This is a genomic window from Streptomyces sp. HUAS TT11 (genome assembly GCF_051553595.1).
Lineage (GTDB): Bacteria > Actinomycetota > Actinomycetes > Streptomycetales > Streptomycetaceae > Streptomyces.
Genome location: NZ_CP196184.1, coordinates 1055323 through 1075486, shown reverse-complemented (window position 1 = coordinate 1075486; position 20164 = coordinate 1055323). Strand labels below are relative to the sequence as shown.

General features: G+C 70.7%; 20 protein-coding genes and 1 pseudogene. 9 read left to right on the top strand and 12 right to left on the bottom strand.

Going from position 1 to position 20164, the window contains the following annotated elements:
- Positions 1–107 precede the first annotated feature (107 nt).
- From ACSHXN_RS05115 to ACSHXN_RS05105, 3 genes and pseudogenes are all read right to left on the bottom strand, one after another.
- Positions 108–305, bottom strand: a pseudogene (locus ACSHXN_RS05115) (cytochrome P450); the annotation flags it as partial.
- A 454-nt stretch (positions 306–759) separates the two neighbouring features.
- On the bottom strand, positions 760–1437 hold the full coding sequence (locus tag ACSHXN_RS05110) for a hypothetical protein (protein ID WP_356110331.1): 678 nt from the start codon (positions 1435–1437) through the stop codon (positions 760–762).
- 191 nt (positions 1438–1628) lie between these two features.
- On the bottom strand, positions 1629–2321 hold the full coding sequence (locus ACSHXN_RS05105) for a TetR/AcrR family transcriptional regulator (RefSeq protein ID WP_355138300.1): 693 nt from the start codon (positions 2319–2321) through the stop codon (positions 1629–1631).
- 196 nt (positions 2322–2517) lie between these two features.
- Here ACSHXN_RS05105 and ACSHXN_RS05100 point away from each other — a divergent pair, with 196 nt between their 5' ends.
- The 3 genes from ACSHXN_RS05100 (at position 2518) to ACSHXN_RS05090 (ending at position 6849) form a co-directional block, all read left to right on the top strand.
- Positions 2518–3258 (top strand): SDR family oxidoreductase, encoded by a 741-nt coding sequence (locus tag ACSHXN_RS05100; RefSeq protein ID WP_438302720.1) that lies wholly within the window; start codon positions 2518–2520, stop codon positions 3256–3258.
- 74 nt (positions 3259–3332) lie between these two features.
- Positions 3333–4235 carry an SDR family oxidoreductase gene (locus tag ACSHXN_RS05095; RefSeq protein WP_355138304.1) on the top strand — a complete coding sequence of 301 codons (903 nt, stop codon included), beginning with the start codon at positions 3333–3335 and terminating at the stop codon, positions 4233–4235.
- A gap of 370 nt (positions 4236–4605) precedes the next feature.
- Positions 4606–6849 carry a SpoIIE family protein phosphatase gene (locus ACSHXN_RS05090; protein ID WP_438302719.1) on the top strand — a complete coding sequence of 748 codons (2244 nt, stop codon included), beginning with the start codon at positions 4606–4608 and terminating at the stop codon, positions 6847–6849.
- A 33-nt stretch (positions 6850–6882) separates the two neighbouring features.
- Here the strand turns inward: ACSHXN_RS05090 and ACSHXN_RS05085 are convergent, their stop codons facing one another.
- On the bottom strand, positions 6883–7527 hold the full coding sequence (locus ACSHXN_RS05085) for a hypothetical protein (protein ID WP_438302718.1): 645 nt from the start codon (positions 7525–7527) through the stop codon (positions 6883–6885).
- Positions 7528–8284: 757 nt separating this feature from the next.
- On the opposite strand from ACSHXN_RS05085, the gene ACSHXN_RS05080 reads away from it, so the two are divergent.
- Entirely contained in the window at positions 8285–8908 is a 624-nt protein-coding gene (locus ACSHXN_RS05080) for a hypothetical protein (RefSeq protein WP_355138310.1), read from the top strand.
- 230 nt (positions 8909–9138) lie between these two features.
- Here the strand turns inward: ACSHXN_RS05080 and ACSHXN_RS05075 are convergent, their stop codons facing one another.
- Positions 9139–9639 carry a universal stress protein gene (locus tag ACSHXN_RS05075; protein ID WP_438302717.1) on the bottom strand — a complete coding sequence of 167 codons (501 nt, stop codon included), beginning with the start codon at positions 9637–9639 and terminating at the stop codon, positions 9139–9141.
- A 384-nt stretch (positions 9640–10023) separates the two neighbouring features.
- Here ACSHXN_RS05075 and ACSHXN_RS05070 point away from each other — a divergent pair, with 384 nt between their 5' ends.
- A complete protein-coding gene (locus ACSHXN_RS05070) occupies positions 10024–10833 on the top strand; it encodes a hypothetical protein (protein ID WP_438302716.1) in 810 nt (269 codons plus the stop codon).
- Between the two features lie 21 nt (positions 10834–10854).
- On the opposite strand, the gene ACSHXN_RS05065 is transcribed toward ACSHXN_RS05070, so the two are convergent.
- From ACSHXN_RS05065 to ACSHXN_RS05050, 4 genes are all read right to left on the bottom strand, one after another.
- Positions 10855–11004 (bottom strand): hypothetical protein, encoded by a 150-nt coding sequence (locus ACSHXN_RS05065; RefSeq protein ID WP_355138013.1) that lies wholly within the window; start codon positions 11002–11004, stop codon positions 10855–10857.
- A 121-nt stretch (positions 11005–11125) separates the two neighbouring features.
- Positions 11126–11953, bottom strand: a complete 828-nt coding sequence (locus ACSHXN_RS05060; protein ID WP_438306430.1) for an SAM-dependent methyltransferase — start codon at positions 11951–11953, stop codon at positions 11126–11128.
- Between the two features lie 82 nt (positions 11954–12035).
- Positions 12036–12287 (bottom strand): DUF397 domain-containing protein, encoded by a 252-nt coding sequence (locus tag ACSHXN_RS05055; protein ID WP_059128104.1) that lies wholly within the window; start codon positions 12285–12287, stop codon positions 12036–12038.
- Entirely contained in the window at positions 12284–13156 is an 873-nt protein-coding gene (locus tag ACSHXN_RS05050) for a helix-turn-helix domain-containing protein (protein WP_355138011.1), read from the bottom strand. Before ACSHXN_RS05050 ends, ACSHXN_RS05055 begins: the two co-directional genes overlap by 4 nt.
- A gap of 414 nt (positions 13157–13570) precedes the next feature.
- Between ACSHXN_RS05050 and ACSHXN_RS05045 the strand changes: the two genes are divergently transcribed.
- Positions 13571–13939 carry an ATP-binding protein gene (locus ACSHXN_RS05045; RefSeq protein ID WP_355138009.1) on the top strand — a complete coding sequence of 123 codons (369 nt, stop codon included), beginning with the start codon at positions 13571–13573 and terminating at the stop codon, positions 13937–13939.
- A 77-nt stretch (positions 13940–14016) separates the two neighbouring features.
- Here the strand turns inward: ACSHXN_RS05045 and ACSHXN_RS05040 are convergent, their stop codons facing one another.
- Positions 14017–14373: a PRC-barrel domain-containing protein gene (locus tag ACSHXN_RS05040; RefSeq protein WP_331263605.1), complete on the bottom strand. Its 357-nt coding sequence runs from the start codon at positions 14371–14373 to the stop codon at positions 14017–14019.
- Positions 14374–14731: 358 nt separating this feature from the next.
- Here ACSHXN_RS05040 and ACSHXN_RS05035 point away from each other — a divergent pair, with 358 nt between their 5' ends.
- Positions 14732–15445 (top strand): SDR family NAD(P)-dependent oxidoreductase, encoded by a 714-nt coding sequence (locus ACSHXN_RS05035; RefSeq protein ID WP_355138007.1) that lies wholly within the window; start codon positions 14732–14734, stop codon positions 15443–15445.
- Between the two features lie 74 nt (positions 15446–15519).
- Here ACSHXN_RS05035 and ACSHXN_RS05030 read toward each other — a convergent pair whose 3' ends face one another.
- Positions 15520–15816, bottom strand: a complete 297-nt coding sequence (locus ACSHXN_RS05030) for a CorA family divalent cation transporter (RefSeq protein ID WP_438302715.1) — start codon at positions 15814–15816, stop codon at positions 15520–15522.
- Between the two features lie 440 nt (positions 15817–16256).
- On the opposite strand from ACSHXN_RS05030, the gene ACSHXN_RS05025 reads away from it, so the two are divergent.
- Both ACSHXN_RS05025 and ACSHXN_RS05020 read left to right on the top strand, forming a co-directional pair.
- Entirely contained in the window at positions 16257–16667 is a 411-nt protein-coding gene (locus ACSHXN_RS05025) for a universal stress protein (protein ID WP_355138033.1), read from the top strand.
- A gap of 274 nt (positions 16668–16941) precedes the next feature.
- Complete coding sequence (locus tag ACSHXN_RS05020; RefSeq protein ID WP_355138003.1) at positions 16942–19587, top strand: SpoIIE family protein phosphatase; 2646 nt, start codon at positions 16942–16944, stop codon at positions 19585–19587.
- 79 nt (positions 19588–19666) lie between these two features.
- Here ACSHXN_RS05020 and ACSHXN_RS05015 read toward each other — a convergent pair whose 3' ends face one another.
- Positions 19667–20089 (bottom strand): DUF6233 domain-containing protein, encoded by a 423-nt coding sequence (locus ACSHXN_RS05015; protein WP_356110312.1) that lies wholly within the window; start codon positions 20087–20089, stop codon positions 19667–19669.
- Positions 20090–20164 lie beyond the last annotated feature (75 nt).

The following is a 20164-nucleotide window of genomic DNA, read 5'->3' as shown; positions in this document are numbered from 1 at the left end:
GGAAGCTCCCTTCCCGACCGTTTCCCGGGGGTCGACGGTCATGTGCGCAGCGGTCGACCCGCACGGGGAACGAGCAGGCGGTCGTCAGGCCGGGGCAGCGAAGGCCCCTACGGCCGCACCCCGTCGAACGCGACGGCCAGATGGCGCGGCCCGCGCAGCACCGCGTTCTGCCGGTAGGGCGGCGGATCCTCCACGAGACGCGGGCCGTCGAGCCGGCGGGCGAGCTCGGTCAGCGCGATCTGCGCCTCCAGCCGGGCCAGCGGGGCGCCGAAACAGCTGTGGATGCCGCTGCCGAAGCCGAGGTGGCCGCCCTCCTCGTCGTGCAGCACCGGGGTCCTGCGCAGCTTCTCGTACAGGGGATAGGGGTCGGCCCGATTGGCGTAGTCGGTGATCTGGCGCAGAAGCGAGGCGTGTGTCATGGGGCGTCCTTGGAACGTGCCGGTTCCGGGCAGCCCGCGGCGGCGCGCGCCCGCTTCGGCCGATGCCCGTCCACGGCATGCGGGTCGTGGGCGAGTGAACGGCCGTACGCGGGGAGGCCGTCCGGCGGGAGGAACGCGCACTGCGCGGGTCGCCGGGACCCGTTGAGATCGGCCACAGGCCTCATCGACGTCCACCGCCTTCGGCGGCCAGGTCCGTCGCGGCACCGCCACGCGGCGGGCGCCTCAGGACGGCGGTCATCTCCCCTCACGACAGCATCGAAGGCCCGAGGGGCCCCGCTCGCCGGGATGTGCCGAAGGAGTGAGCGGTGGCGGCTGCGGATCAGGACGTCCTCCCGGGGCCCGGCCGGGAGCGGCCGCCCGCCACGAGGATGTGGACGCTGATGATCAGGGACCAGGCCGGGAACGCCAACTCCGCCCAGGGGACGTTGGTCGCGACGAAGAGCAGCGTCAGTGCCGTGAGGAAGCCCAGCACGGTGAGCCACCGCGGCAGCACCGCGAGGCGGTGCCCGATGACGGACATGGAGCAGGTGAAGACCGCCGCCATCCGCATCGCGAACCCGACCATCAAGGTGTACGCCAAGTGGCGGCCGAAGTCCCAGGTCGGCGGGGCGGGAAGGCCCCCGGGCCGGCTCGTGGTGGCCAGCACGGCGTCGGCCGCCGCGGCCGCCGCGAACATCGTGGCGACGAAGACCAGCCCGCTGCCGAGGAAGACGCTGGCGAGGAACTTGTCCTCCGCTTCGCCGATATGGGCCCGCATCACGCCGATGAACCAGAGGAGGAAGATGCCGGCGAACGGTACGAGCGCGAGTGCCGCCCGTACCGCGCTGCGCCGCGTGGGGTCGGGGAACCCTCCGGCGGTGGCCGCGTCGGCGCCTTGCGGGATGCCCAGCCGGATCAGGACGATGGCCGCCGCGAGCAGCAGCGCGAAGACGACCCCCGCCAGCCCGGCGGCCCGAGGGGTCTTGAGGGACTGCCGCTGCTGCGCCGTTCTCCTCATGCGCGGCTCACTCCTCTCCGGGGCCCTGGCACCAGCAAGCCGCCGTCGAGGGGGTGGCGCCACCGGGGGCGGCCGAACGGCAGACCGGAACACCGCGGCGACCGCTGCGCGCGGGGAGCGGCGGGCCGAGGTCCGTGCGGGAGGAGCGGTGACGGCCGGGTGCCGTCGCCTGCCTGGCGCGACCGGTCGCCCTACTCGCCCAGTCCGTCGAGCCACTTGAGGAGCAGTTGCTGCTCCTCGGCGCCCAGTGACGGGGCCGGATGCCGACGCAGGCGGGCGGCGAGCTGGGTCGCGGTCAGGGCCGTCGAACCCACCTCCGGCTCCTTGGGCGGCCCGCTGACGCAGCCGGCGAAGGTGGCGTCGCGCACCCTGGCCGAGAGGTCCGGATCGGTGTAGATGTCGGGGCGCACCAGCAGGGCGAGTGCGACGCCGATGTTGGCCGACATGATCTGCTGTGCGGCGATCTCCGGCGGCACGCGCAAGGTACCCGCCTCCGCGCATCGTTCGAGCGTCGAGGTGAGCAGCTTGAAGACGGTCCGTGGAGCGGCGGGCTGGCGCGCCAGCATGGGGGAGAACATCAGCCGGTAGATCGCCGGGTTCTCCAGGGCGAAGGCGATGTGGTCGTCCCAGCCGACGCGGAGGTCGCCGAGGGGGTCGTCGGTGGTCGCGAGCGCCCGTTTGCGCTGGACGTAGCGGTCGAAGCCGTGGTCCACGAGGGCGCTGAGCAGACCGGCCTTGTCGCCGAACAGCCGGTAGAGCACGGGCTGGCCGACTCCGATGGCCTCGCACACGGCCCGTGTCGAGATGTCGTGTTCGGGCGATGCGGAGAGCTGCGTCTCGGCTGCGTGCAGCATCCGCAGACGAAGTTCTGACTGGTCGGTCATGTGATCACGCTACGGGATCGCGGGCTCGCGGGTGCAGGGGGAGGAGCTGTCGCCGTTACCGGACCAGGGCTTCGTATCAATGATTCATCAGTGGTGTTGTCATCGATTCGATCGACTGTTATCGTCGATTACAGATTCCGGGGAGCGGTGATTACACCGGGCTCCGAGACCCACCGTGACGAGGAGAAGACAACTCATGAGCGACACCACGTCCCCCCGTGTAGCGCTGGTCACCGGCGGCTCCGGTGGTATCGGTCACGCCGTCGTGGAGCGCCTGGCGAGGGACGGTTTCGCCGTCGCCGTGCATTACGCCGGCAACAAGGGCAAGGCCGACGACCTCGTCGAGGCGATCACCGCGAGCGGTGGCCGGGCCATCGCCGTCGGCGGGGACGTCGCCGACGAGCAGGACATGGCCGCGGCGTTCGACGCCGTCGAGGCGGCGTTCGACGGTATCGACGTCCTGGTGAACACCGCGGGCATGATGCGCCTGGGCCCGCTCGTGGAGCTGGACCTGGACCTGCTCGACCGTATGCACCGCACCAACATCCGCGGCACCTTCGTCGTCGATCAGCTCGCGGCCCAACGGCTGCGCTCGGGCGGGGCGATCATCAACTTCTCCACCTCGGTGACCCGCGCGCAGTTCCCGAACTACGGCGCCTACGTGGCGAGCAAGGCGGCCGTGGAGGCGATCACCCTGATCCTCGCCCGCGAGCTGCGCGGCAGGGACATCACCGTCAACGCGGTGGCGCCCGGCCCGACCGCCACCCCGCTCTTCCTCGACGGCAAGGACGAGGCGACCATCGACCACCTCGCCAAGGCGGTGCCGCTGGAGCGTCTCGGTGGCCCCGAGGACATCGCCGAGACCGTCGCCTTCCTCGCCGGGCCCGCCCGCTGGGTCAACGGCCAGGTCGTCTTCACCAACGGCGGTCTCGCCTGACGCGTCGCCCGCGACGCGGTCCCACCCCCCCGACACCAGTCATGCGACGAACACGACGAAGAGGAAGAACACCCATGAGTGAGAAGCAGGTCATCGTCATCACCGGGGCCTCCAGCGGCTTCGGCAACCTGGCCGCCCGCGCGCTGGCCCGCGCCGGCCACGTCGTCTACGCCGGCATGCGCGCCACGGCCGACCGCAACGCCCCGCACGTCGAGGAACTCGCCGAGCTCTCCCGGGCCGAGGGCATCGATGTGCGCGGCATAGAGATGGACGTACAGGACCAGGGTTCCGTGGACGCGGCCGTCGAGCGGATCGTGGCCGAGCAGGGCCGCCTCGACGTCGTGGTCCACAACGCCGGCCATATGGTCCTCGGTCCCACCGAGGCATTCACGCCGGAGCAGCTGGCGCAGGTCTACGACGTCAACGTGCTCTCCACCCAGCGCGTCAACCGGGCGGCCCTGCCGGTACTGCGCAAGCAGGGCTCGGGCCTGCTGGTGTGGGTGGGATCCTCCTCCACCCGCGGTGGCCACCCGCCGTTCCTCGCCCCGTACTTCGCGGCGAAGGCAGGCATGGACGCCCTCGCGGAGAGCTATGCGGCCGAGCTGATCAAGTTCGGTATCGACACCGTGATCGTCGTGCCCGGCGCGTACACCAGCGGCACCAACCACTTCGCCCACTCCGGCTCCCCGGCCGACACCGAGCGTGCCGCGGAGTACGACGAGCGCTACGGCGCCCTGCGGGACAGCATGGCGCAGGCACTCGCGGACATCTTCCCGGCAGGGCGCACGGCGGACGAGGTCGCCGACGCGATCGTGGACGTCGTGGACCTGCCCGCCGGCCGACGGCCGTTCCGCGTCCATGTGGACCCGAGCAAGGACGGCAGCGAGGTCGTCTCCGTCGTGGCCGACCGCATCCGTGCCGAGTTCTACCACCGCATCGGCATCCAGGAACTGCTCACCGACGGAGCGGCCCTGTAGGTCCGTACGTCGCGGGAGAGGGTGGGGCGAGCCGGGGGACCGGTCTCGCCCCACGGCGCTCCGGCGGGCGCGGACGACGCGGCGGCGCACATCCGTGCGGGTGAGGCGCCTGCCTTCGGGGCCGCGGTCCGGGAAGACGGCCCCGGCGGGAACGGCCGTCTTCGACGCCGGGGCGGAGGGCACGGCCCGGCCGCAGGACGGCGGCCGTCCCCTCCGTCCGGGCCGGCAGGACCATGCGCACCGGGGCCGTCCTCGCGGCGCTCCGGAGCGCGAACACGGCGACGTAAGCTGGAGCAAGGCGATGAACGATGTCCAAGCAACCGTTCGCGCCGGCACCGGCTCCGGAGCTCGGCCGCGGGCGGGCAGGACGATGACAGACGACGCAGGTCCCACATTCACCCGGCGTTCCATGGCGGCCCGGCTGGCCCTGCTCGAGGCCCAGGGCGACGACCTGTCGGTGCACGAGGCGATGACGCTGGCACTCCAGCAGGCGACGGCCGAGGTGGGGGCGCTGGGGGGCGTCGTCCACCTCCCGTGCGAGACGCCGGACGGTCTGTATCTCGTCGCGGCCAGCGGACTGCCGAACAAGGTCACGGACGAGTGGGCGTATCTCGCGATCGACCGGGACCTGGTGCCCGTACGGGCCATGCGCGAGGGTGTCCTGTGCTGGAGCGGGGAGGACAGCCCCTGCATCGAGAGCCACGGCGCGGTGGCCGTCCCCGTGCCCGGTACGGACCGACCGCTCGGAGTCCTCACGCTGTTCCTGTCGGACGACCGCAAGCCGGACGCTCCGGGGTGCTCGTTCCTGACGGCGGTGGCCGGCTGGTCCGCCCAGTGGCTGGGCCGGCGCACGGTCGATGCGTCGCCCTGCCGGGGAGCGACCGGCCGCGAGCAGGTCCCGGGTCGCACGGTTCCGGCCGACCCCCCGGGGCCCGCCGATGCCAAGAGATCCCGGGGGAGTGCCGCCCGGCAGACGGCCCGGATGGCCGAGCTGACGACGGCCCTGGCCGAGGCGTTCACGACACGGGACGTCGTCGGGGTGGTCGCGGATCATGTGCTGCCGCCCTTCGGCGCCGACGGGCTCGTCATCGAGGCGAACGAGAACGGGCGCCTGCACGTCGTCGGATCGGTCGGATACGCCGAGGAGTTCCTCGAAGGTCGTCTCGAAGGCCTTGCGACCGACGCGAACGTTCTGATGACCGACGTCCTGCGCCGACGTCGTCCGGTGTTCGTCGAAAGCACCGCGGACTTCGTACGCCGCTATCCGGAACTGCGCCGGATGGCACACCCCGACAAGAACTCCTGGGCGTTCCTCCCCCTGATCGCGTCCGGGCAGGAGTTCGGGTGCTGCGTCATATCCTTCGCCCTGCCGCGCACGTTCACCGACGAGGAACGCACACTGCTGACCGCGCTGAGCGGGCTGATGGCACAGGCTCTGGAACGGGCCCGCCTGTACGACGCGGAGCACAGCCGTGCGCAGTCGCTGCAGCGGGGACTGCTGCCCAGGTCACTGCCCCAGCTGCCGGCGGTGACCGCCGCCGCGTCCTACCTCCCCGCGAGCGAGGGTGCGGCAGTGGGCGGTGACTGGTACGACCTGATACCCCTCTCGGCCGACCGGGTCGCCATGGTCGTCGGCGACGTGATGGGCCATGGCATAACCGAGGCAGCCACCATGGGCCGGCTGCGTACCGCGGTGCGCACTCTCGCCGACCTGGAGATGCCGCCGGACGAGATGTTCGGCCACCTCAACGACCTGGTGAAAGAGCTGGGCGACGACTCCTACGTCACCTGTCTGTACGCGGTGTACGACCCCGTGAGCCGCATCTGCACCTTCTGCCTGGCGGGCCATCCTCCGCCCGTCGTCGTCCATCCCGACGGCACGCTCCACCGGCCGGCGCTGGTCGCCAATCCACCTCTGGGAGCGGCCGAGCCGCCCTTCGACACGCAGGAACTGCGTCTGCCGGAGCAGTGCGTTCTTGTCTTCTACACGGACGGGCTGCTGCGGTCCGTCGACCGTGACGTGGACGAAGGTGTCGGACTGCTGGTGAGGGCGGTGGCCGGCGCCCTGGACGAGACCTCGTACTTCTCCCGGGCATGTGACGGCGACGGCGGGGCGTGTCTCGGCCGGCTGTGCGACCTCATCACGACGGAGCTGACGCGCGACCGGCCGCGGGTCGTCGACGACGCGGCGCTGTTCCTCACCCACACCCGGGTGACCGCGCCCGACGACGTCGCCTCGTGGGCACTGACGGAGGGTCCCACGGCGGCGGCCGAGTCACGCGAGCTCGTCAGACGGCAACTGGCCCGCTGGAGGCTGAACGACCTGGAACCCACCACGGAGATCGTCGTGAGTGAGCTCGTCGGAAACGCGATACGGCACGCGAAGGGGCCTCTGCGCCTGCGTCTGCTCCGCAGCGGATCGCTCATCTGCGAGGTGTACGACGGCAGCCTCACGACGCCGCGCATCCGCCGGGCCACGCAGATGGACGAGGGCGGACGGGGACTGCATCTGGTGTCCGCGCTCTCCCGGCGCTGGGGCACCCGCTATCTGGACGACGGCAAGTGCATCTGGGCCGAGCAGGAACTGACACCGGACAGCGCGCACCGGATCTGAGCCGCCCCGCTCGGCCGGTTCCGCCCCGCTCTCCTACGCGCTGCGGTCCGGCTGGACCTCCGCTTCCGGTGTCGGCTCGGGCCTGTCGGCAGTGGTGTAGAAGACGGCTGTGCCCTGCTTGCTGCGCTGGGCCCGGTTCTTCGCCACGAGTCCCTCGAGCGTGGTGCGTACGACGGTCGTCCTGATCTCGCGCTCGGGGTGTGCCCGGCCGAGTGCGGTGGCCACTTCGGCCGCGGAACGCGGTTCGTCCAGTGCGGCCAGGTGGCCGCGGACGAGTTCGACGAGTGTGGGCTGCGCCGCCCTCGTGGCCGGGGCCTTGCCCGCAGGCTTCTTCACGCCCGGCTTCCGGGCCGGCGCCCGTCCCGAGGCGGTCTCGGCCTTCTTGGCGCGCGTACGCTTCCTGGCGCTCGGTTCGGTGGACTCCTGCCCACGCGGGGCGGGAACCGCGGCGCCGTTCCCGGTGGCCGTGGAGCCGTCCGGTACGGGGGTGACGCCGAGCGCCTGCTGCATGTTCACCAGCATCGAGTGGTCGTGCCGGAGCGCGGTCAACAGCTCCTGCAGCGCTGCGATCTCGCCGTTGACGCGCTCCTGTTCCTTGACGTTGTTCTCAAGGTCACCGGTCACCTGGGCGGTGTACTGCGATGTCAGTTCTGTGCTGGTGGTGGTGCTCTGCGACATGGCGTCGACCCTTTCCTCGGTTCACCGGCCGGGACGGAGGACTGTCGGGCGTGGAGCGGAACACGCCCGCGCTTCCGGTCTCGTGTTCAGGTGGCGGCTACGTAACTGCCGTGCAATGTCCGGGTGTACAGATACTACGTAAGAGTGCAACCGGTTGTTCCTCTCGAGCGATGATTTCGCCCTCCGCAGGCGAAGAGGCGACTGCGGTGAAGCCCACGGCGCGCCCCGGGGAAGGGCTTCAACTCCTGATTTCAGGCCTCGTTCGTACTCCAATATGCGATGCCGGTGGCCGTTTCGGGCCGGGCCCATTCGTGGTGTGGATCCGCCATGACCTGCGGGTCCCCGATTGCCGACGCGACCGGTGTTCGACCGCGATCGGTGAATCCGCGTCCTTCGAGGCGGGAATTGGCTCGTCGCCCCGCTCATTTATGCGCGCCCAGCGGGTAGTTGAAAGCCATTCGTATTGAGCCTTCCGGCGGCGCATCGAGCCAATGCCTCTGCGTGCGCGGAGAAGCCCGTGCCGGGACATCGGCGACCTGTCTCCGCGCTTCCCGTGCTGCTGCGCAGGGCTGCACGCGCATGACCGTGACTCAGGGGTGTCCAGGGGTTGGCTGGTGACAGGGCGTCACGACATGTTCACTCCGAACGGCTTCTTTTTAATATTGTCCGCATGTCTGACATGACTGAAATATGTCCGATCGGTACTTTCGTTCGCGCATCGGCTCACAGCCGAGGTGTCTGAGACAGGAGAAGTGACATGGCGACGCGTTCCATCGCTGTAACTGCCGCTGTCGCCGTCGGCGCGGCCCTGGTGGCCACGGGTATCACGGACGTCTCCCCCGCTTTCGAGCCGCAGGCGGCTCCGGCGGCCCAGCGGGTCGCCGTTGCCCTGGCCCCGGAGAGCGACGACAAGGGAAACGACGGCAACGGTTACGGTTACGGCAACGGCGGCAGCGGTGGCGACCGCGAGGACAACCGCCGTGGGAGGTGGGACTACTTCGCCGACGTCGTCGACAGGGTCCACGTCAACGAGCGTGACTACGCCGCCGTCCCCAGCGGCTGCATCACGGTGGTCAGCGGCCTCGGAGCCAAGAGCCTGAACGTCCGCAACGACAGCAGGAAGACCATCGAGGTGTTCAGCGGTGCCACCTGCGACAACGGTGCCCCGATCGCCACGGTCGGCCCGTTCTCCTCGAGCAACGGGCTCGTCCCCCGCCACGTCGAGGACGGCGTGGAGGTCGAGGACGGTGTGGTGGGCAGCTTCCGTGTGGTCCGCGAGCACGTCTTCGTCGAGCGCGAGGACCACTACTACGGCGACCACGACCACGACCACGACGATGACTACGACTACGACTACGACTACGAAGGGGGCGGCAAGTAGTCGGGCCGCCCGAGTGGCGTGGGAGAACAAGAACCCCGGCCCGCCGGAATCGGGCCGGGGTTCCTATCCCGGGTACCCGTGACCGGCGTGCCCGGGCTCCACACTACGGCGTGGCCGGACACTCGCAGGTCACCAACGTGCTCCGACAGCCGGGAGGCGGCCTGGGCCCGGCCCGCCGACCATGGCGGGCCGGGCCCAGGCCGCCTCTCGCTGCGTGATGCGACCGGGCGTCAACGGTGGCGGCCCGGAGCGGGAGGCGGGGGCGGCGGCAGCTCGGTCGGTGGGGCCTCTCCCGGCCACACCAGCAGGACGGGGCAGGGGGTGTGGTCGACCACGAACCGGGTCGTGGGGCCCAGGCTGTGCGGTCCGAGCCGGGAGCGATCGCCGTCACGTGCGCAGACCAGCAGGTCGGCTCCGCCGGCCGCCTCCACGACCTTCCGTTCCGTGCGCCCGCGGACGAGGACCCGGCGGGCCGGGCCGCCCAAGTGCCGTTCGGCGGCGCCGAGGAGTTCGTGCGCGGCGGCCTCGGACAGCACCTCGATGCGATCTCCCGGGTCCCGTTCGGGATGACCGCGGCCGAGGAGCCCGGCGAACGCGCCGTGGGCCGTCTCGGGGACCGTGTCGTCGCAGACGTACAGCAGCACGATCTCCTCGTCCGGCGTGGCGCGGGTGACCGCGGCGTCCACACAGGCGGGCCAGGTGCCTTCGGTGATCCAGACGATGATGCTCATGGGCTCTCCGGCTTTCCGCGTGGGTCGGCTGCCGATCGTGTGCAGCATCCCCCACCGCGCCGGGTCGAAAGCAAGGAGCGCGGCCGAAGCGAGGGCAGCGGATCCTCCGGCACCGCTGCTGCTCACCGGTGCGCCCGCCCGGTCGACGGTCCTCCGGTGCGCCCGTCACTGCCGTGTCTTGCCCGGTCCGGATTCCGAACCGTACGATTGTGCATTTCATGGGCGCTGGGGGGATTTTTGCGTCAAGGGGTGGAGTGGCGCCACGGTCCTGCGGGGTACGGGGGTGGGTCCGCGGGCGCAGTTGACGACGGATCACCGTCCGCCGCGGGGGATGCCGGGCCGGGCCGGCCGGCCGCCGTAGGGGTCCGGGTCGCCCGCATTGTCGTGCGCACCCTGCGCGGAGAGTGGCACGGCATCGTCGTCGATCCGGTGCACCGGTTGCTGCGGCGCGGACCGTCCGGTCTGTCGCTCGCCTTCGTCGCCGGACTCGGTGTGATCTTCTTCCACGCGATCGCCCAACGGCCCACGGGTGCGACGGCGGTGCGGATCCTGGGCGGCGTCACGGCCGACCTGCCGTTGTGGCTGGCGCTGCTGCGCACACCGGTGTCGCTGTACGTGCCGGCCCTCGACCTACCGGTGTGGGCGGGCATCACCCAGCTGTTCCTCGCCTTCGCCCTGGCCGAACTGGCCCTGGGCCGGGCTCGCACGCTGGTGGTCTCCTACGCGACCACGCTCGCCGGGACGCTGACGGTGCGTGTGATGATCGCGCTCGGGCCGGGCTGGTGCGGCTTCGGCCTGCCGCCCCGTATCGGCCAGGTGCTCGACACGGGACCGTCCGCCGCGGTCGTGGGCCTGTTCACCTACCTCGCCGTCGTACGGCGGGCCCCCGTCGTGTTCACGCTCACCGGCGGTTCGATGGTGTGGGAGTCGATCGCCAAGCCCAACCTGGCCGGCAGGGAACATCTGATAGCCGTGGCGGCCGCGATCGTCCTGGGCCTGTGTCACGGACGCGCGAACACGGCACGGCAGTTGGGGACGGCGCTGTTGTCCGTCGTGGTCCCGGTCCCGAGACACCCGACCGGGATGCCACTGCCCGCGCCGGTGGCGTCGGGGCGCACCGAGCCGTCCGCGCCCGGACTCGGCCGAGCGCCGATCCACGAGCCCCCGGTCGACGGCTGCCGCGAGCCGTGCTGAGGGCCGGACGCCGGGCCTGCTTCACCCGGGCGAGTTGACCTCCTTGAGATAGGCCCGGCACAGTGCGGCGCCGACGGGGCAGCGCTTCGGCCCGCACTGCCCGCAGCACGACACATGGGCCACATAGGCGCGATAGGTCTTGAGTTCGGCGGCCGTTCGGGTCCTCCGCACGTCGCATCGCTCCCGGGAGCCATGCGGTGTCACCCCGGAACAGGAGCCGGGGCGCGCCGAGTTCTTCGCCGACATGTGCCACGTCCCTTCCGACCGGTCCATCTCGTCCTGCCGCTGTTCGCTACGGCTTGATGCCGACTCCGACCCACAGGCTGACCTGGGCGTCCGTGGGCGGCTCGTCCGTGCCGGTGTTCCCCTGTGCGGCTTCGGGGCGCCAGCGGTGCCCGACGGCGATGCCCGGGTCGAGCAGTTCGAGTCCGTCGAAGAAGCGGGCGACGTCCTTCTGGGCCCGGAACTGCACCGGCGTCCCCGCCCCCGTGTAGATGGCGGTGACCTTCTCCCAGGTCTGTGGGTCGAAGTCGGGCGTGCAGTGGCTCAGCGCCAGGGCGCTTCCGGAGGGCAGGACCTCCAGCAGGCGGCCCACGATCCCGTACGGGTCCTGCGCGTCGGTGATGAAGTGCATCAGCGCGTTCAGCGACAGGGCCACCGGACGGCTCAGGTCGAGCACCTCGGCCAACTCGGGTGCGGTCAGCAGGGTCTCGGGCTCGTTGGCGTCCGCCTCGATGTAGGTCGTGCGGCCCTGCGGGGTGCTCCGCATCAGGCGCTCGGCGTACTTGAGGACGAGCGGGTCGTTGTCCGCGTAGACCACGCGGGCGTCGGGAACCACCGACTGCGCCACCTGGTGCAGGTTCGGCTCGGTGGGGATGCCGGTGCCGATGTCCAGCCACTGCCGGATGCCGTGCTCCCGGGCCAGGACGCGGGTGGCGCGGTGCATGAAGGCCCGGTTCTCCCGAGCGCAGACGAAGATGCCCGGGTAGGCGGTCGCGACGGTCTCGGCGGCCTGCTTGTCGACCTCGAAGTGGTCCTTGCCGCCGAGGTAGTAGTCGTACATGCGGGCCGAGTGCGGCCTGCTCGTGTCGATGCCCCGCGCGGCGTGCGAGTTGGTCATCATCTCCCTTTCGGTGGTGTGTCGGGCGTGCGGGCGGGTCGAGGCCGGGGCCGGCCGGGATCCTCGCCGCTCATCGGGTGGTTCAACCGGCCGCCAGGTGGTCGGCCAGGCCCTTCTTGACCCCCGCGACGAACGCGGCGATCTCCTGCGGTGTGTAGATCAGCGCGGGGCCGGCCGGATCGGTCGACTGCCGCACCGCGACACGGCCGTCCGCCAGTTGCTTCGCTTCCACGCACTGGCCCCCGTTGGGGCCGCTCCACGGGCACTCCCAGCCCTGCTCGCCGAGGTCCGACGCGGGCATACCGTTGTAGACAAGGCTGTCGAAGGTGCTCATGAGTACTCCTTGCGCATACGGTTCAAGAGCGCCTTGCTGTCCGCGGACGAGGTCAGCAGGGACATCCGGTTGTGCGCCTCCAGATGCGCCACGACGTCCGAGCGCTGGTCCAGGTACACGGAGGCGGAGAGGATCTCGCTGTAGACGATGTCGGGGAGTTCCGGCTCCTCGAACCGGAAATAGGTGAACGGCGCGCACGCGCCCACGTGGGCACCCGCGGTGAACGGGACGACATCGAGGCTGATGTGGTCGAGCTCCGAGACCTCGAGGAGCCGGTCGATCTGCTCGCGCATCACCTCGGCACCGCCCACCACCCGGTGGAGCACGGCCTCCTCCATCACCACCCAGAGGGTCGGCGCGTCCGAGCCCTCCAGCAGCCTCTGGCGGTGCAGGCGCAGATCCACACGCCGCTGGAGGTCCTCTTCGTTCTCGTTCGGGAAACCCCCGCGCAGAACGGCGCGTGCGTACCCGTGGGTCTGGAGCAGCCCCGTGACGTAGTGGGGCTCATAGGTGCGCAGGGTCTTCGCGCCGGTCTCCAGGCTCACGTACGCGGTGAACCAGTTGGGCAGTACATCGCGGTACGCGTGCCACCAGCCGGGCTCGTTGGCCTGTTCGGCGAGGGCGACGAACTCGTCGATCTCCTGCTGATCGGCCCCGTAGGTCTCCAGCAGCTTTTCCACATACAGCGGCTTGAGACCGACCTCCGCCTTCTCCAGACGGCGGATGGTCAGCGACTTCACACGCAAGGCCTTGGCGGCATCCTCCAGCGACACCCCCGCGCCCTGCCGCCGGTCCTGCAGCCGTCGGCCGAGGATCATGCGCAGAACGGTGGGTGCACTGGTGCCGGAACCCGAACGAGCCTCGCTCACGCCCTACCTCCTGAGGGACTGTCACCAGTATGAGTCTGACAGCGACTTGCTGATGCCGCCAGGCCCATACCGTCATCCTGAAATTATCAGGGATGCGGTTGCAGTGTGAACTCGCCTGCGAGCATGATTACTTCTGTGAGCCCTCTCGCTGGTGCGAGCCCGACCGCTTCGTCAACGTCCCCTTCATCCAAGGGGGTTGGCGTGCATCCGCATTCGAGTTGCAGCCCGCAGGACGACCTCCTCGGGACCGGCCCGTCGCTCACCCTCCCCGTCTGCCACCCCGCATGGAAGGCGCCCGCCGTGTCCCCCCACACGCCTGCCTCGCCCCAGCTCTTAGAGACGGCCGGTCCTCACCGGGCGCACTGGCTGGAGCTCCCCTCGCACCGGTCCAGCGTCCGGGTCGCCCGGCACTCCGTGGAGGCGTGGCTGGCCTCGCGGCGACTGCCCGCGGACGTCGTCGGCGACGCCGTTCTGCTCGTGTCCGAACTGGTCACGAACGCGGTCATCCACACGCTCAGCACCCGCATCCTGTGCGGAGCCCAGCTCGTTGCGGACACACGGCTGCGCCTGGAGGTCCACGACGAGGACCTCACCGGCCGCGACCTGCCGCGGCGCCGGCCGGGCAGTGACGACGAGTGCGGCCGGGGTCTGCTGCTCGTGCAGGAGATGGCGGAGTCCTGGGGGGCGGATCGTTCGGCGCTCACCATGGGAAACGCCGTGTGGGCGACCCTGGTGTTCCCCGGCGGACGCCAGCCGGCCGCGTTGCTCCCCCCGCGACCTTGAAGCCCGGGCGCAGCGGGTGCGCCCAGGCATGGACACACGGCCGACCCGCATCCGGGCCGGCCGACGGACGGGTCGTTTCAGCGGCGTGCGAGCCGGCGTCCGTGGTGGGCGCCGGGCGCATAGGCCCTGTCGTAGTGCTGGAAGATCTCTGCTTCCCGCTCGACCGGCAGAATGTCGTCCACGCCCATGGACGGCGCTTTCTTCACCAGCCCCTTGGGGTGTGTCACCTTCACGTAACCGGGTCCGACGACCGCTTCGTCGACGGGGACGAAGACCAGTCGCTGCCGTGTCGGCAGGCCGGTACGGACGGTGACCATGGCCGGTTCGTCGGTCGTCGTGTCGACGTAGACCGCTTCCAGGGCTCCGATCTTCTGCCCCTTCGGGTCGACCACGTCGCGGTTGCGCCACTCGCGGATATCGGCTGAATGGATCATTCGTCGCTCCTTGCGGCCCGCAGCCTCGCGCGGACGCCCGACCTGGGCGACTGCGCTTGACCAGCCTGTTTTCACGTTACTCCGAGCATCGCCGGGTCGCCTGGTTGACCTGCTCCTTTCCGGGCTCCGGGCGCCGTAGGGAGCCGGCGGACCGCCGTGCCGGGCCCGCAGCCGGCCGTGTGCCGCTTCCTGTGCGACCGCTTCCCTTCCTGCTGTGAGCCGCGTCCTCGCACCGCAGCTCAGGAGGGTGGCGCAGGTGCGCTGCCGGGTTCTGCCGCTGGAACATTGTCGACCGGTCGTCTACTTTTATGGGGTGGCCGGCGCCGACTGGTGGTCGGTCCCGATCGAAAGGACAGTCATGAACACCACGGGTCAGAAGGTCGCGGTCATCACGGGTGCGTCGCAGGGCATCGGTGCCGGTCTTGTCGACGCCTATCGCAAGCTCGGCCACGCCGTCGTCGCGACCTCCCGCACCATCGCCCCCTCCCAGGACCCGGATGTCGTCACGGTCCAGGGCGACATCGCCGACCCGGCCACCGCCGAGCGTGTCATCGCGGCCGGTCTCGAGCGGTTCGGCCGTATCGACACGCTGGTCAACAACGCCGGCATCTTCGTCGCCAAGCCGTTCACCGAGTACACGCGGGAGGACTACGACGCGGTCACCGGGATCAACCTGAACGGCTTCTTCCGTATCACCCAGCTCGCGGTCGAGGCGATGGTCCGCCAGGGTGCAGGCCACGTCGTCCAGATCACCACCAGCCTGGTCGACCAGGCGGACTCCTCGCTGCCGTCCGTGCTGGCCTCGCTGACCAAGGGCGGGCTGCAGTCCGCGACCAAGTCCCTGGCCATCGAGTACGCCACCCGGGGTGTGCGCAGCAACGCCGTCGCTCTCGGTGTCATCAAGACGCCGATGCACCCGGAGGAGTACCACGAGACGCTCGCCGCGATGCATCCGGTCGGGCGGATGGGCGAGGTGGGCGACGTCGTCGACGCGGTCCTCTACCTGGAGAACGCCCCGTTCGTCACCGGCGAGATCCTCCATGTCGACGGCGGCCAGAACGCCGGCCACTGACGGTGACGCCCGGGCGCCGTCCTGAGCGCCTGGGCGCCGGTCGTCCGCACCGCGGGGTACCGACCGCACCCGGGTCATCTGTCGTCGGGGCCGTTGTCGCGCAGTCTTCGCCGCCGGCGGGTGCGGTGCAGCACATGGAGGGCGATCAGCGGAACGACCGCCTGCAACCCGACGGCCGGGGACCGGAAGACGATCCGGTCCTCCGACTCGTCCGTCATGCAGGTGGAGTTCATGCCGAAGAACCCGGTCAGGAAGGTCGGCGGCAGACAGTTCGTCGACACGACGGCCAAGCGGTTGACCGCGCCGTTCTGCTCGCCGCAGACGAGCGAGGAGCAGGCGGGGCAGGAGCGATCGGTGCGGGACGGCCGCATGCCGCCGTGGGCGGGCCGGCCGGTAGATCTGCTCGGGCCTGCGCCCCTCGGACATCGCGTCCTCGAGGTCCTCGTCCCTCACCGTGATCACGGACTGCGGCATGTTCCGGCCCGGGCGAGCCGGGAGGGCCGTGCACACGCAGCGACTCGTTCGCTCCCGCGGGCAGTGCCGAACAGGTGAGGAGCGCCCCGCCGAGCGGGGCCGCAATCGCGCCGGCGGAGGCGTCGTCGACTTCCTCGAAGGTGCGCCGCCGTGCGGTCAGGCGGACTCACTTCCGGGCAACCGTGCCGGTTACGCTCGGAGTGTGACCGACGACGAGCAGGGCGCGCCCGGGCTGCCGAGCGGCGAGGGTCCTCCCGGCGAGGGTGAGGGAGCGGCCGACCGCGCGGAGCGGGAGCACCCCGTTTTCGAACTCGGCACGGACGGGCCGAAGGTCATCATGGCCGGGGTCGACGGCTCCGACTCCTCCTGGCGGGCGGCGTCCTACGCGGCGGGTCTCGCCCGCCGCCAGGGAGCCCTGCTGGCGCTCGTGTATGTGCAGCCGATTCCGGTCTCGTCCGCTCCCGGCGTCGTGGGGGTCATGGCGCAAGCCGCGGCCGAGATCGCCGAGGAGATCGGCGCCCAGGCCCGCCGGGATGCCGAGCGGCTGGGCGATGTCTACCGCAACCTGCGCTGGGAGTTCCACACGTTCCGGGGCGACCCCTATTCCGGTCTTGTGCGGACCGCGGACGATCTGCGGGCCGACGCGGTGGTCGTGGGCGCCTCGGAGAAAGCGGGGCACCGGTTCATCGGCTCGCTCGCGGTCCGTCTCGTCAAGGCGGCGCGATGGCCTGTCACGGTGGTGCCCTGACGGCCCGGCCCTCTCCTTCGGGGCGGCGGGACCCCCGTCCGGGGTCGGCCCCCTTCGCTGAGGCGGCTGATGTCTCGGCGTCTGATGTGACTGAAGGTGCAGACGGTGCTCATGAGGCAGGAGGGGGCGCATGGTGACGCACTCCTGTCCTCAGGCCATGGCCACCGTGGAAGGTCGGTGCTAGAAATGTCCCATGGCGAACCGTCTCGCCCGGTTTAGACGTATATTCTTGCGTCCCCTGGCCGGCAAGAGCCCTCGAAGTGTCGCCGGGCAGATGTTCGTAATGCAGGTGGCGCTGGTGATACTCCTCGTCGTCTGCGCCGTCTTCGCGCTCGTCCTGCAGTCCCAGCGAGACACCAGCTCCGAGGCCAAGCGCCGCTCCGTCGCCGTCGCCCAGACCTTCGCCCACTCCCCGGGCATCCTTCCTGCACTGCGCACGTCCGACCCGTCCGCGGTGCTCCAGCCGCTCACCGAGGCGGGCCGCAAGACGTCGGGTGTCGACTTCATCGTCGTGATGGACACCAAGGGCATCCGGTACACCCATCCCCTGCCCAACCGGATCGGGCAGCGGTTCGTGGGCAACATCGGCCCCTCCCTGGCCGGGAAGGTCTACACGGAGAGCGTGCACGGTCCCCTCGGTGACGAAGTGCAGGCCACCGTTCCCGTCAAGAACACATCCGGCAAGGTGGTGGCCCTCGTCTCGGCCGGGCTGAAGGTCAAGAACGTGGCCAGCCAGGTGGACCGGCAACTGCCGATCATCCTCGGTGCCGGTGCCGCCGCCCTCGTCGTGGCCACCGGAGTGACGGCCCTGGTGAGCAGGCGGCTGCGCCGTCAGACCCACAGCCTGGCTCCGGCCGAGATGACCCGTATGTACGACCACCACGACGCCGTACTGCACTCCGTACGCGAAGGGGTGCTCATCATCGGTGGAGACGGCCGGCTGCTGCTCGCGAACGACGAGGCCCGGCGGCTGCTGGAGCTGCCCGCGGACGCCGAGGGGCACCACGTGGTGGAGTTGCCGGACCTCGACCCGGAGATCGTCGCGCTGCTCATCTCCGGCCGGGAGGCCACCGATGAGGTGCACTTCGCCGGCGAGCGTCTGCTCGCGGTCAACCAGCGGCCCACGGACCGCGACGGAGGTCCCAAGGGAACGGTGGTGACCCTGCGCGACTCCACCGAGCTCCAAGCGGTGTCCGGCAGGGCCGAGGTCGCCCGTGAGCGGCTCAAGCTGCTGTACGACGCGGGACTGAGCATCGGCACCACCCTCGACGTGATGCGCACCGCGGACGAACTGGCGAAGGTCGCGGTACCCCGCTTCGCCGACTTCGTCACCGTCGACATCGCCGATGCGGTGCTGCAGGGCGAGGAGCCGGCCACCACGGCGACGGACCTGCGACGCACCACGGTGCGCGGGGTCCGGAACGACCACCCGCTCTACGAGAAGGGACGTCTGATCGACTTCGTGTCGTCGACACCCCAGGCGCGCGGCTGGGGTACGGGACGCTCGGAACTGGTCACCGACCTGTCGACCGCCGCGGGCTGGCACGCGCAGGACCCCAAGCGCACCAAGGCGATCATCGACTACGGCATCCACTCGCTCATCACCGCTCCGATCCGGGCCCGCGGCGTGGTGCTGGGCATGGCCAACTTCTGGCGCTCCAAACGGCACCTCCCGTTCGACGACGAGGAGCTGTCGCTGGCCGAGGAGTTGGTGGCCCGTGCGGCGGTCAGCATCGACAACGCCCGCAGGTACACCCGCGAGCACGCGCTGGCGGTCACCCTCCAGCGCAGCCTGTTGCCGCGCGCCCTGCCAGAGCAGAGCGCGCTGGAGATCGGATACCGCTATCTGCCGGCGCAGTCGGGTGTCAGCGGAGACTGGTTCGACGTGATACCGCTCCCCGGGAGCCGGGTGGCGCTGGCCGTCGGCGACGTCGTCGGTCACGGCCTGCACGCCGCGGCGACGATGGGACGGCTGCGGACGGCGGTGCACAACTTCTCCACGCTCGATCTGCCGCCCGACGAACTGCTGGGCCACATGGACGACCTGGTGGGCCGCATCGACCAGGACGAGACGAGCGCGGAGGCTGCGGGGGTGGTGGGCGCGACCTGCCTGTACGCGATCTACGACCCGGTGACGCGCTGCTGCAGCATGGCGCGCGCGGGACATGTGAGCCCGGCGCTGGTCCTTCCGGACGGGAGCGTCACGTTCCCCGACCTGCCGGCCGGGCCGCCGCTCGGCCTGGGCGGCATGCCGTTCCAGAAGGCCGAACTGGAGCTGCCGGAAGGCAGCCGGCTCGTCCTCTACACCGACGGCCTCATCGAGGACCGCAGGCGCGATCTGGACGTGGGCATGGAAATGCTGCGCGATGCGCTGGCCGGCCATCCCGACCGTTCGCCGGAGGACAGCTGCCAGGCCGTGCTGGACGAGCTGCTGACGGGGCGGCCCAAGGACGACGTCGCCCTGCTGATCGCCCGTACCCGTGCGCTGCCGTCCGACCGTGTCGCCGACTGGGACGTGCCGTGCGACCCGGCCGCCGTGTCCGGCATGCGCGTGGCCCTGTCCGACAAGCTCGAGGAGTGGGGCCTGTCCGAGCTCGGCTTCGGCATGGAGCTCGTCCTGAGCGAGCTCATCACGAACGCCATCCGCTATGGCTCCGAGCCGATCCATGTGCGGCTGATCCGCGACCGCACACTGATCTGCGAGGTGGCCGACGGCAGCAGCACCTCCCCGCATCTGCGTTATGCCGCGACGACCGACGAGGGAGGCCGTGGCCTGTTCCTGGTCTCGCAGATGGTCGAGCGCTGGGGTACGCGCTACACCCCTCAGGGCAAGGTGATCTGGGCCGAGCAGGCCCTCCCGGACACCGGCGACGACGTCGGCCTCACATGGTTCGACGTGGGCTCGGCCTTCTCGGACTGAGGGGTCGGGCCGGCGGCCCCAGGTGTACGCGGGGAAGGGGACGCCGGGTTCCGGCCGGCCGTGCGGCTCGTGGCGGCGCTCAGTCGAGGTCCATGCCGAGCGCGGCGTCCGGACGGCAGAAGGGGCACGCCTGGACCATCGGATCCGTCAGCGCCGCCCGGGCCTCCGGGGCGCCGATCGGGTGCTTGGCCCCGCCGCTTGTGCAGTCGGCGGTGTGAATGCGGGCGGGCTCGGGGCCCACCGCCCGCTTCTGCCGTTCGACTGCGAAGCCCGACGCCCCCTCCGTGCTGTTCGGCGCCCCGAGCGCGGGCGCCCTCGAGCGCCGCTGCGAGCGCGGTTGCGGTCGCGCGGACCGTTGTTCCTGCGCACGGTCGAGCGCCTCGCGCACCGCGGACTGCTGAAGCCGCAGGTAGATGCCGACCGTCTCGTTCTCGGCCACCCGCTCGTCCAGGTACGCCAGGATGGCGCGGAGTCGCGCCGGATCCGGTGGTAGCTCGGTCATGAGCTCGTCCGTCCCGCTCAGAACCGTGGTCCGCGCCTCCGCCCCACTGCGGGTTCGCGCGGCGCCCTCCACACA

Excerpts from the sequence above, each read along its gene's own strand:
- ACSHXN_RS05110 (WP_356110331.1), bottom strand. The coding sequence starts at position 1,437 with ATGAGGAGAACGGCGCAGCAGCGGCAGTCCCTCAAGACCCCTCGGGCC.
- ACSHXN_RS05105 (WP_355138300.1), bottom strand. The coding sequence starts at position 2,321 with ATGACCGACCAGTCAGAACTTCGTCTGCGGATGCTGCACGCAGCCGAG.
- ACSHXN_RS05100 (WP_438302720.1), top strand. The coding sequence starts at position 2,518 with ATGAGCGACACCACGTCCCCCCGTGTAGCGCTGGTCACCGGCGGCTCC.
- ACSHXN_RS05095 (WP_355138304.1), top strand. The coding sequence starts at position 3,333 with ATGAGTGAGAAGCAGGTCATCGTCATCACCGGGGCCTCCAGCGGCTTC.
- ACSHXN_RS05090 (WP_438302719.1), top strand. The coding sequence starts at position 4,606 with ATGACAGACGACGCAGGTCCCACATTCACCCGGCGTTCCATGGCGGCC.
- ACSHXN_RS05085 (WP_438302718.1), bottom strand. The coding sequence starts at position 7,527 with ATGTCGCAGAGCACCACCACCAGCACAGAACTGACATCGCAGTACACC.
- ACSHXN_RS05080 (WP_355138310.1), top strand. The coding sequence starts at position 8,285 with ATGGCGACGCGTTCCATCGCTGTAACTGCCGCTGTCGCCGTCGGCGCG.
- ACSHXN_RS05075 (WP_438302717.1), bottom strand. The coding sequence starts at position 9,639 with ATGAGCATCATCGTCTGGATCACCGAAGGCACCTGGCCCGCCTGTGTG.
- ACSHXN_RS05060 (WP_438306430.1), bottom strand. The coding sequence starts at position 11,953 with ATGACCAACTCGCACGCCGCGCGGGGCATCGACACGAGCAGGCCGCAC.
- ACSHXN_RS05055 (WP_059128104.1), bottom strand. The coding sequence starts at position 12,287 with ATGAGCACCTTCGACAGCCTTGTCTACAACGGTATGCCCGCGTCGGAC.
- ACSHXN_RS05040 (WP_331263605.1), bottom strand. The coding sequence starts at position 14,373 with ATGATCCATTCAGCCGATATCCGCGAGTGGCGCAACCGCGACGTGGTC.
- ACSHXN_RS05035 (WP_355138007.1), top strand. The coding sequence starts at position 14,732 with ATGAACACCACGGGTCAGAAGGTCGCGGTCATCACGGGTGCGTCGCAG.
- ACSHXN_RS05030 (WP_438302715.1), bottom strand. The coding sequence starts at position 15,816 with ATGCGGCCGTCCCGCACCGATCGCTCCTGCCCCGCCTGCTCCTCGCTC.
- ACSHXN_RS05025 (WP_355138033.1), top strand. The coding sequence starts at position 16,257 with ATGGCCGGGGTCGACGGCTCCGACTCCTCCTGGCGGGCGGCGTCCTAC.
- ACSHXN_RS05020 (WP_355138003.1), top strand. The coding sequence starts at position 16,942 with ATGTTCGTAATGCAGGTGGCGCTGGTGATACTCCTCGTCGTCTGCGCC.
- ACSHXN_RS05015 (WP_356110312.1), bottom strand. The coding sequence starts at position 20,089 with ATGACCGAGCTACCACCGGATCCGGCGCGACTCCGCGCCATCCTGGCG.